This window comes from Isoptericola luteus (assembly GCF_020297055.1).
Taxonomy (GTDB): Bacteria; Actinomycetota; Actinomycetes; order Actinomycetales; family Cellulomonadaceae; genus Isoptericola; species Isoptericola luteus.
The window spans coordinates 414460-424671 of the sequence record NZ_JAIXCQ010000001.1 but is presented as its reverse complement, the minus strand read 5'-3'; the positions used below and the strand labels follow the sequence as shown (position 1 = coordinate 424671).

At 73.1% G+C, this 10212-nt stretch carries 7 protein-coding genes; 5 read left to right on the top strand and 2 right to left on the bottom strand.

The features are described 5' to 3' along the window. Positions 1–230: 230 nt before the first annotated feature. From acs to LEP48_RS02015, 5 genes are all read left to right on the top strand, one after another. Entirely contained in the window at positions 231–2246 is a 2016-nt protein-coding gene (gene acs / locus LEP48_RS02035) for an acetate--CoA ligase (RefSeq protein WP_225563840.1), read from the top strand. 168 nt (positions 2247–2414) lie between these two features. Continuing rightward, positions 2415–3863: a cellulase family glycosylhydrolase gene (locus tag LEP48_RS02030; protein ID WP_225563839.1), complete on the top strand. Its 1449-nt coding sequence runs from the start codon at positions 2415–2417 to the stop codon at positions 3861–3863. A 124-nt stretch (positions 3864–3987) separates the two neighbouring features. Continuing rightward, a complete protein-coding gene (gene mshD, locus LEP48_RS02025) occupies positions 3988–4935 on the top strand; it encodes a mycothiol synthase (RefSeq protein WP_225563838.1) in 948 nt (315 codons plus the stop codon). A 216-nt stretch (positions 4936–5151) separates the two neighbouring features. Beyond that, a complete protein-coding gene (locus LEP48_RS02020; protein WP_225564100.1) occupies positions 5152–7353 on the top strand; it encodes an RNA degradosome polyphosphate kinase in 2202 nt (733 codons plus the stop codon). Between the two features lie 74 nt (positions 7354–7427). Beyond that, positions 7428–8399 carry an NUDIX hydrolase gene (locus tag LEP48_RS02015; protein WP_225564099.1) on the top strand — a complete coding sequence of 324 codons (972 nt, stop codon included), beginning with the start codon at positions 7428–7430 and terminating at the stop codon, positions 8397–8399. A 30-nt stretch (positions 8400–8429) separates the two neighbouring features. Here the strand turns inward: LEP48_RS02015 and LEP48_RS02010 are convergent, their stop codons facing one another. Together LEP48_RS02010 and LEP48_RS02005 are read right to left on the bottom strand one after the other, a co-directional pair. Beyond that, complete coding sequence (locus LEP48_RS02010; protein ID WP_225563837.1) at positions 8430–9434, bottom strand: inorganic phosphate transporter; 1005 nt, start codon at positions 9432–9434, stop codon at positions 8430–8432. Between the two features lies 1 nt (position 9435). Further along, complete coding sequence (locus LEP48_RS02005; RefSeq protein ID WP_225563836.1) at positions 9436–10056, bottom strand: DUF47 domain-containing protein; 621 nt, start codon at positions 10054–10056, stop codon at positions 9436–9438. Positions 10057–10212: the final 156 nt, after the last annotated feature.

The window sequence follows — 10212 nt, the reverse complement described above, 5'->3', positions numbered from 1 at the left end:
GCCGTCGTCGGCTGCCGTGCTCAGGATGGCAACCTGCGGGCGGTGCGGCCACCGCAACGGCGGAGCGAGTTTGTGAGCAGGGCGGCCGAACTGTGGGACGGAGTGACCTCGGTCACTGGCGGGGTCTAGACTCCCGACCGCGGGCCCCTCGGGGTCCGCCGTCCCCGGGCGCATCCTCGTCGCGCCTCGACCGGGACCGCACCAGCGTCGATGCACAACCGGAGGTCAGCGTGCCAGAGAACGAGCCCACCGCCCCCAGCCTCGAGAACCTGCTGCACGAGACGCGCGCGTTCCCGCCCAGCGCGGCCTTCGCCGCGCAGGCCAACGCCCAGCCGTCGATGTACGAGGACGCGAAGGCCGACCGTCTCGGGTTCTGGGCCGACCAGGCCCGCGAGCTGGTGTCCTGGGAGCGGCCGTTCACGCAGACCCTCGACTGGTCCGGGGCGCCCGTCGCGAAGTGGTTCGCCGACGGCACGCTGAACGCCGCCTACAACGCGGTGGACCGTCACGTCGAGGCCGGGCACGGCGACCGCGTCGCGATCCACTTCGAGGGCGAGCCGGGCGACACCCGGACGGTCACCTACGCCGACCTGCAGCGCGAGGTCTCGCGCGCCGCCAACGCGCTGGCAGCGCTCGGGGTCACCAAGGGCGACCGCGTCGTCATCTACCTGCCGATGCTCGTCGAGTCCGTCGTCGCGATGCTCGCCTGCGCCCGCATCGGAGCACCCCACTCGGTCGTGTTCGGCGGCTTCTCCGCGGACGCGCTGCGGAGCCGCATCGCCGACGCCGAGGCGAAGGTCGTCGTCACGGCCGACGGCGGCTACCGCCGTGGCGCGCCGTCCGCGCTCAAGCCCGCCGTCGACGCGGCGCTCGCCCCGAAGGACGGCGAGCCCGCCACCACCGTCGAGCACGTGCTCGTGGTGCGGCGCACCGAGCAGGACGTCGAGTGGACCGAGGGCCGGGACGTGTGGTGGCACGAGGCCGTCGCCGCCGCCGACGACGTCCACGAGCCCGTGTGGGTGGACGCCGAGCACCCGCTGTTCATCCTGTACACCTCGGGCACGACGGGGAAGCCGAAGGGCATCCTGCACACCACGGGCGGCTACCTCACGCAGTGCGCCTCCACGCACAAGAACGTGTTCGACCTCAAGGCCGAGTCCGACGTCTACTGGTGCACCGCCGACATCGGCTGGGTCACCGGGCACTCCTACGTCGTCTACGGCCCGCTCACCAACGGCGCCACCCAGGTGCTGTACGAGGGCACGCCGGACACCCCGCACCGCGGCCGCTGGTGGGAGCTCGTCGAGAAGTACCAGGTCTCGATCCTGTACACGGCACCGACCGCCATCCGCACGTGCATGAAGTGGGGCGAGGACATCCCCGCCGGCTTCGACCTGTCGAGCCTGCGCGTGCTCGGCTCGGTGGGCGAGCCCATCAACCCCGAGGCCTGGATGTGGTACCGCCGCGTCGTCGGCGGCGACACCACGCCGGTCGTGGACACCTGGTGGCAGACGGAGACCGGCGCCATCATGATCAGCCCCCTGCCCGGCGTCACCGCGACCAAGCCGGGATCCGCCCAGGTGGCGCTCCCCGGCATCGCCGCCGACGTGGTCGACGACGAGGCGCACTCCGTGCCGGACGGCGGCGGCGGGTACCTGGTGCTCTCCGAGCCGTGGCCGGCGATGCTCCGCGGCATCTGGGGCGACCTTCAGCGGTTCAAGGACACGTACTGGTCGCGGTTCGAGGGCCTCTACTTCGCCGGCGACGGCGCCAAGAAGGACGAGGACGGCGACATCTGGCTGCTGGGCCGGGTCGACGACGTCATGAACGTCTCGGGCCACCGCCTCTCGACGACGGAGATCGAGTCCGCCCTGGTCTCGCACGACATCGTGGCCGAGGCCGCGGTCGTCGGTGCGGCCGACGAGACCACCGGCCAGGCCGTCGTCGCCTTCGTCATCCTGCGCGGCGAGCACGCAGAGCGCGCGGGCACGCCCGACGGCGCGGCCCAGGTGCAGGAGGAGCTGCGCTCGCACGTCGCGAAGGAGATCGGCCCGATCGCCAAGCCGCGGCGCATCCTCGTGGTCGCGGAGCTGCCCAAGACGCGGTCCGGCAAGATCATGCGCCGCCTCCTGCGCGACGTCGCGGAGAACCGCGCCGTCGGCGACGCGACGACGCTCGCGGACTCCTCGGTGATGGACCTCATCTCCGCGGGCCTGGCGACGAACAAGCCCGGCAGCGAGGACTGACGGCCGCAGCCGCGCGTCCCACGGTCCCCGCGCCCTTTCCGGGTGCGGGGACCGTCGTCTCGCCAGACCCCCACCGGGCGCCGAATCGTTTCAGCGGCTGCCCCGGAGATCGGTTTCCCGTCACGGTTGGTACGTCCGCTGGTTCCCCCGAGAGACAAGGACGTCCCGATGCTGCGCTCCCCCGTCCCGATCCCTGACGCCCCGAGCACCGCCGCCGTCAGGTCGCGACCCGCCGCCGTCACCGCTGCGACGGCGGCGGTCGTCACCGTGGCGGCGCTCCTGGCCGGCACGGCGGCCTTCGTCGCGGCCACGGCCCCGACCGCGCGGGCCGACACCCCGCCCGGCATCCACGTGTCCGACGGCCGGGTCGTCGAGGCCGACGGCACGGACCTGGTGCTGCGCGGCGTCAACCACGCCCACACCTGGTACACCCACACCACCGGTGCGTTCGCCGACATCAAGGCCGCCGGTGCGAACTCCGTGCGCGTCGTGCTGTCCAGCGGCGACCAGTGGACGCGCAACACCCCCGAGGACGTCAGAGGCATCGTCGACCTCTGCCAGGAGAACCGGCTGGTCTGCATCCTCGAGGTGCACGACACGACGGGCTACGGCGACACGTCCGCCCCCGACGCCGCCACGCTCGACCAGGCCGTGGACTACTGGGAGGACCTCTACCCCACGCTCACGGGCACCGAGGACTTCGTCATGGTCAACATCGGCAACGAGCCGATGGGGAACGACGACGCGACGAACGCCACCTGGGGCGCCGAGACCTCCGCCGCGATCGAGCGGCTGCGCACCGTCGGGTACGAGCACGCGATCGTCGTCGACGCCCCCAACTGGGGCCAGGACTGGACCCACGTCATGGAGGCCCAGGCAGCGGACGTCTTCGCCTCCGACCCCGACGCGAACACCGTCTTCTCCATCCACATGTACGGCGTGTACGCGCAGGCCCAGTCCGTCACGGACTACCTCGAGCACTTCGTCGACGCCGGGCTGCCGCTCGTCGTCGGCGAGTTCGGCTGGCGCCGCACCGACGGCGACGTGGACGAGGACGTCGTGCTCGCCGAGGCGGAGCGCCTCGACCTCGGCTGGCTCGCGTGGTCCTGGAGCGGCAACACCGACCCGTACCTCGACATGGTGCTGGGCTTCGACGCGACCGACCCGAGCGCCTGGGGGACGCGCGTCATCGACGGGCCGGACGGCCTGCGCGAGACGGCCGTCGAGGCCTCGTGGTTCGGCGGTGGACCGACCGACCCGCCGACGGACGAGCCCACGGACCCGCCGACCGACGAGCCGACCGACCCGCCCGCCGACCAAGGGTGCACCGCGACCGTCCGCGTGACCGGGTCCTGGCCCGGCGGCTGGCAGGGGGAGCTCGTCGTCACGGCGGGCGACGCCCCGATCACCGGCTGGGAGGCGTCGTTCGCCCTTCCCGCGGGCGTCGCGGTGACCCAGCTCTGGGGCGGGTCCCTGACCTCGACCCAGGACGGCGTCGTCGTCACCCACGCCGCGTGGAACGGCGCGCTGGCGGCGGACGGCTCCGCGACCGCCGGGTTCCTCGGGTCCGGCACCGCGCCGGCCGCCGCGCCCGCGGTCACCTGCACCGCCTCCTGACCCGCCCGGGACCCAGGAACCCGCCCACCCGGCGCCGGGCACGGGGTGGCGTTCGTGATGGCCGGCCATCGCGGACGCCACCCCTGTGCCCGGCAGCGTGGGCCGCGTCGGCGATGATGGTTCCGTGCCCCACACCGCACCGATCGAGATCGGCCCCCTGGACCCCGCCGCGCAGGACGACGTGCGGCGCCTCGCCGCCGCCGCGGCCGCCGCTGACGGCGTCGCCCCGCTGTCCGAGCAGCCGCTGCTGCACCTGGGCACGGACTCCGAGGAGCTGACCCACGTCGTCGTGCGCGGGACGGACGGCGCCGCCGTCGGCTACGTCCAGGTGGACCGCACTGGCGACGTCGCGAGCGCCGAGCTCGTGGTGCACCCCGAGCACCGCCGCCGCGGGACGGGCAGCATGCTGCTGCGCACGGCCGAGCGCGACGCCCGGCTGCCGATGGTCTCCGGCGCCCCGGGGCAGCGCGGCAAGGCGCTGCGCCTGTGGGCGCACGGCGACCTTCCGGCCGCCCGTGAGCTGGCGGCGGCGCGCGGCTACGACGTCGTACGGGAGCTGCTGTTCCTCGCCCGCCCGCTGACCGCCGACGACGCGACCGGCGCACCGGTGTTCCCCGACGGCTTCCGGGTGCGTGCGTTCCGTCCGGGGCACGACGACGAGGCCTGGGTGCGGCTCAACGCCCGCGCGTTCGCGGACCACCCCGAGCAGGGCCGCCTCACGGTCGCCGACCTGCACGACCGTGTCGCCGAGCCCTGGTTCGACGCCGCGGGCTTCTTCCTCGTCGAGGCGGCGGACACCGGACGGCTCGTCGCGTTCCTCTGGACGAAGGTCGAGCCGGACCAGGAGCCCACCTCGCGCGACGGCGAGATCTACGCGGTCGGGGTGGACCCGGACTCCCAGGGCCACGGGCTGGGCCGTGCGCTCACCGGGGTGGCGCTCGCGCACCTCGCCGACGCCGGCTGCGCCCGGGCCGTCCTGTACGTCGACGGCGACAACGCCGCGGCCCGGGCGACGTACGCGCGCGCCGGATTCTCCCCCGCCGCCGTCGACGTCCAGTACGCGCGCCCCTGACCCGCCCGCGGCGCCGCCGGCGTCCGGGCCCGTCACCCGCCGTTCATCCATCGGTGCCACGATGGGCACATGACAGCGCCACGCCCCCGTGACGACCACGGCCGGTTCTCGGCTCCCACCGCAGCCGCCGAGGTGACCGACAGCCGGACCCGCACCACGGCCAGCACGGGATCACGGCCGCTCGACCCCCAGCTCGCCGCGCACATCGCCGAGCACATGGCCGAGCTGCCCGAGGCGACCGCGGCCGTCCCGGCCGCACCGGCAGACCTGGAGCCCCTGCCCGAGGACCGTTTCGCCGAGCGGGAGCTGAGCTGGCTGGCGTTCAACGAACGGGTCCTGGAGCTGGCGGAGGACACCACGCTCCCGCTGCTGGAACGGGTGCGCTTCCTCGCGATCTTCGCGTCCAACCTGGACGAGTTCTTCATGGTGCGGGTCGCCGGGCTCAAGCGCCGCATCGCGACGGGCATCGCCGTCACCGCCGCGTCGGGCCTGAGCCCTCGCGAGGTCCTGGAGGCCACCGGCGCCGAGGCGCACCGCCTCATGGCACGCCACGCCGAGGTGTTCCGCGCCGACGTGCAGCCCGCGCTCGCCGCGGAGGCGATCACGATCGTGCACTGGGACGAGCTCGAGCAGCGCGAGCAGGAGCGCCTGCACAAGTTCTTCCGCAAGCAGATCTTCCCGGTGCTGACCCCGCTCGCCGTCGACCCCGCGCACCCGTTCCCCTACATCTCGGGGCTGTCGCTCAACCTCGCCGTCGTGGTGGCCAACCCCACCACCGGCAAGGAGCACTTCGCCCGCGTCAAGGTGCCGCCGCTGCTGCCCCGGTTCATCGCCGTCGACGAGCGCGGGCGCCCCAGCGCGCCGACCCCCACGCAGAAGGGCGGCACCCAGACGTCGTTCGTGCCGCTGGAGGAGGTCATCGCCCAGCACCTCGACCACCTCTTCCCCGGCATGGAGGTGCGCGAGCACCACACGTTCCGGGTCACGCGCAACGAGGACGTCGAGGTCGAGGAGGACGATGCCGAGAACCTGCTCCAGGCGATGGAGAAGGAGCTGCTGCGGCGCCGCTTCGGCCCGCCCGTGCGCCTCGAGCTCGCCACCGGCATCTCCCCGCGCATCCGCGAGCTGCTGGTGCGGGAGCTGGGGGTGGTCGAGGAGGAGGTCTACGAGCTGCCCGCGCCCCTGGACCTCACGGGCCTGAACGTCATCGCCGACATCGAACGCGCGAGCCTGCACTACCCGCCGTTCATCCCGACGACGCACCGCCAGCTCGCGGAGGTGGAGTCCGCCCGACCCCGCGACGTCTTCGCCGCCATCCGCGAGCGCGACGTCCTGCTGCACCACCCGTACGACTCGTTCTCCACGTCCGTGCAGACGTTCCTCGAGCAGGCGGCCGCCGACCCCGCGGTCCTGGCGATCAAGCAGACCCTGTACCGCACGTCGGGCGACTCGCCGATCGTGGACGCCCTCATCGACGCCGCCGAGGCGGGCAAGCAGGTGCTCGCCCTGGTGGAGATCAAGGCCCGCTTCGACGAGCAGGCGAACATCTCCTGGGCCCGCAAGCTCGAGGAGGCGGGCGTGCACGTCGTGTACGGGATCGTCGGCCTCAAGACGCACTGCAAGCTGTCCCTCGTCGTCCGGCAGGAGGCCGACGGGCTCCAGCGGTACTGCCACGTCGGGACGGGGAACTACCACCCCAAGACGGCCCGCAGCTACACCGATCACGGGCTGCTCACCTGCGACCGCGACGTGGGTCAGGACCTCACCCGGCTGTTCAACCAGCTGTCGGGGTACGCGCCGCAGTCACGGTTCCACCGCCTGCTCATCGCGCCCCGCACCGTGCGCTCGGGGCTGGTCGAGCGGATCGAGCGCGAGGCCGCCGCCGCCCGCGCCGGGCACGAGGCGTGGGTGAAGATCAAGGTCAACTCCGCGGTCGACGAGGCCATCATCGACGCCCTGTACCGCGCGTCGCAGGCGGGGGTGAAGGTCGACCTCGTCGTGCGCGGGATCTGCGCGCTGCGGCCTGGCGTGCCCGGCCTGAGCGAGAACATCCGGGTCCGCTCCATCCTGGGCCGGTTCCTCGAGCACTCGCGCATCTACGCCTTCGCCAACGCGGCCGGCCCCGCCATCGCCGAGGGTCCTGCCTCCGGGCCGGAGGTCTACATCGGGTCGGCCGACCTCATGCACCGCAACCTGGACCGCCGTGTCGAGGCGCTGGTGCGGATCACCGACGAGGCGCACGTCACCGAGCTCGTCGAGCTCGTCGACCGCTCCATGTCCCACGAGACCTCCACGTGGCACCTCGAGCCCGACGCCACGTGGACCCGCCACAGCGTCGGGGACGACGGGCGGCCGCTGGAGGATCTCCAGGCCTCCCTCGTGGAGCGGCACCGGAGGCGACCGGAGCGGACGCGGTGAGGTCGGACCGCGCCCGTCCGCTGACCGCCGCGCATGCCGCGGCCCCGCTGGTCGACCCGCTCGGCGCTCGCTCGATGCAGCACGCCCCCGTGATCGAGAGCGCCGGCGCCCTGGTGTGGCGCGTGCGCGACGGCGACCTCCAGGTGCGGCTCGTGCACCGCCCCCGCTACGACGACTGGTCCTGGCCCAAGGGCAAGCTCGAGACGGGCGAGGCGCTGGCCACCGCCGCAGCCCGGGAGGTGGCGGAGGAGACCGGCAGGCCCGTGGTCCTCGGCATCCCGCTGCCCGGCCTGCAGTACCTGACGCCGGAGGGCCGCGTGAAGCGCGTGCACTACTGGGCCGCCCGCCGCGCCCGGCGCCCCGACGACGGCCGGGCGCTCGCGGCGCGCCTTCCCGTGGAGCCGCCGTCCACGGACGAGGTGGACAAGCAGGCGTGGCTCGGCGTCGACGACGCAGCCCAGCGGCTGACCCGCAAGGCGGACCGGATCCCGCTCGAGGCGCTCGCCCGGGCGCACGCCGACGGGCGCCTCGCCACGCACGTCGTCGTCATCGTCCGGCACGGCCGCTCCGTGCCGCGCAACGCCTGGCACGGGGCCGAGCAGGACCGCCCGATCACCCCGGTGGGCCACGCGCAGGCCGCGGCGGCGGTCCCGGTGCTGGCGGCCTTCGGCGTCGGGACGGTCGTGTCGAGCCGCTGGGAGCGGTGCGCCGCGACCATCGACCCCTACGTCCGCGCCGCCGGGGTGCGGCCGGAGTACGTCGACACCCTCAGCGAGGCGCAGCACGAACGCTCCCCCGCCCGCGTGGCGGCGACGGTGCGGGTCCTGCTCGAGGACGCCCGTCCGTCCGTGCTGTGCACGCACCGCCCGGTGCTGCCGACGGTGCTCGACGTGCTCGGCCAGCACTCGCGCCGGTCCGTCGCGGACGTGCTCCCCGCCCGGGACCCGTTCCTGGAGCCGGGCGAGCTGCTCGTGGCGCACGTCGCCGCGACGGCGAAGGGGCCTCGCGTCGTCGCGGCGGAGAAGATCACGCCGCCCCTGCACTGACCGGCAGGGCGCGGCGCGTCAGAGGTGGCGTCAGAAGAGCAGCGGGTGCAGCGCCAGCGTGGTGACGGCCGCGACGAGGGCCGCCGCGGGGATGGTGAGGACCCAGGCGATGCCGATGTTGCCCGCCACGCCCCAGCGCACCGCCGACAGCCGGCGGGTAGCCCCCACGCCCATGATCGCCGAGGTGATCGTGTGCGTCGTCGAGACGGGGGCGTGCAGGATGAACGCGTTCGCGTACAGGACGAGCGCCGAGACCGACTCGGCTACGAAGCCGCGCGCCGGGTCGAGCTCGATGATGCGGCGGCCGAGCGTGCGCATGATCCGCCAGCCGCCCGAGTAGGTGCCCAGCGAGATCGCGCCCGCCGCGGCCAGCTTGACCCACAGCGGGATGCCGTCGTCCGGGTCGGCCCAGCCCACCGTGAGCAGCGCCATGAAGATGACGCCCATCGTCTTCTGCGCGTCCTGCAGGCCGTGGCCCAGCGCCATCGCGGCCGCGGACACCGTCTGCGCCAGCCGGAACCGGCGGGTGACCCGCGAGGGGGCGGCGCGGCGGAAGATCCACAGCACCGCGACCATCACCAGGTAGGCGCCCAGGAAGCCGACGAGCGGCGAGAAGACCATCGGCAGGACGACCTTGTCGACGATCGCCTGACCGTAGATCGGCAGCCCGCCGGCGAGCCCTGCGCCCACCAGGCCACCGATCAGCGAGTGGGTCGACGACGACGGCAGGCCGAACCACCACGTGATGAGGTTCCAGGCGATCGCGCCGATCAGCGCACAGAACACCACCACGAGAGCCGTGTGGTTGGAGGCGTCCTGCAGGTCCACGATCGACGTCGCGATCGTCTCCGCGACCTCCGTGCCGAGCAGCGCTCCCACGAAGTTCATCACCGCGGCCATGAGCAGCGCGGCGCGGGGGGTCAGCGCCCGCGTGGAGACCGACGTCGCGATCGCGTTGGCCGCGTCGTGGAAACCGTTGGTGTAGTCGAAGCCGAGAGCCAGAGCGACGACGAGGACGACGAGAGCCGTCTCCACGTCACGACTCCTTGAGGGCGATGGCCTCGACCATGTTCGCGACCCGCTCGAAGGCGTCCGCCGCCTCCTCGAGCATGTCGACGATCTCCTTGAGCTTCATGAGCAGCACCGGGTCGGTCGTGTCGTCGAACATCTGGGCGATGAGCTTGCGGTGCAGCTTGTCGCCCTGGTTCTCGAGCCGGTTGATCTCGACCCAGTAGTCGGCGAGCTGGTCCATCGACCGCAGGCGCGGCATCGCCTCGGCCGTGAGCTCGGCGCAGCGCTGCAGCACCTGCACCTGCTCGGACACCCGCAGCGGCAGCTGGTCGACCTTGTACAGGACGATGAGGTCGCCGGCCTCCTCCATCGCGTCCATGCAGTCGTCGAGTGCGGAGGCGAGGCCGTAGATGTCGTTCCGGTCGAACGGGGTGACGAACGTCTGGTTCAGTCGCCGCATGATCGAGTGGGTGGCGTCGTCGGCCACGTGCTCGGCCTCCGACAGCTTGTGCACGATGGCGTCACGCTCCGACCGCGGCGCGCCCAGCAGCTCGGCGAGCAGGGAGGCCCCCGTCACGTTGTGCTGCGCGAGCGTGGCCAACATGTCGAAGAAAGTCGTGTCGCGCGGTGTCAGGCGCAGGCGCACGTGGAGCTCCTGAGGTTGAAGACGCTGAGTCGCTCACAGAGTAGGGCGGGCGCGCACCGCAAGACCAGTTGAACGAACGGTGAACGATCACCCCGCGAACCAGCGTCGGTGGGGTCGGAGTGCGACGCCGGACCGGGAGCGCCTCTCGGCGCGCGG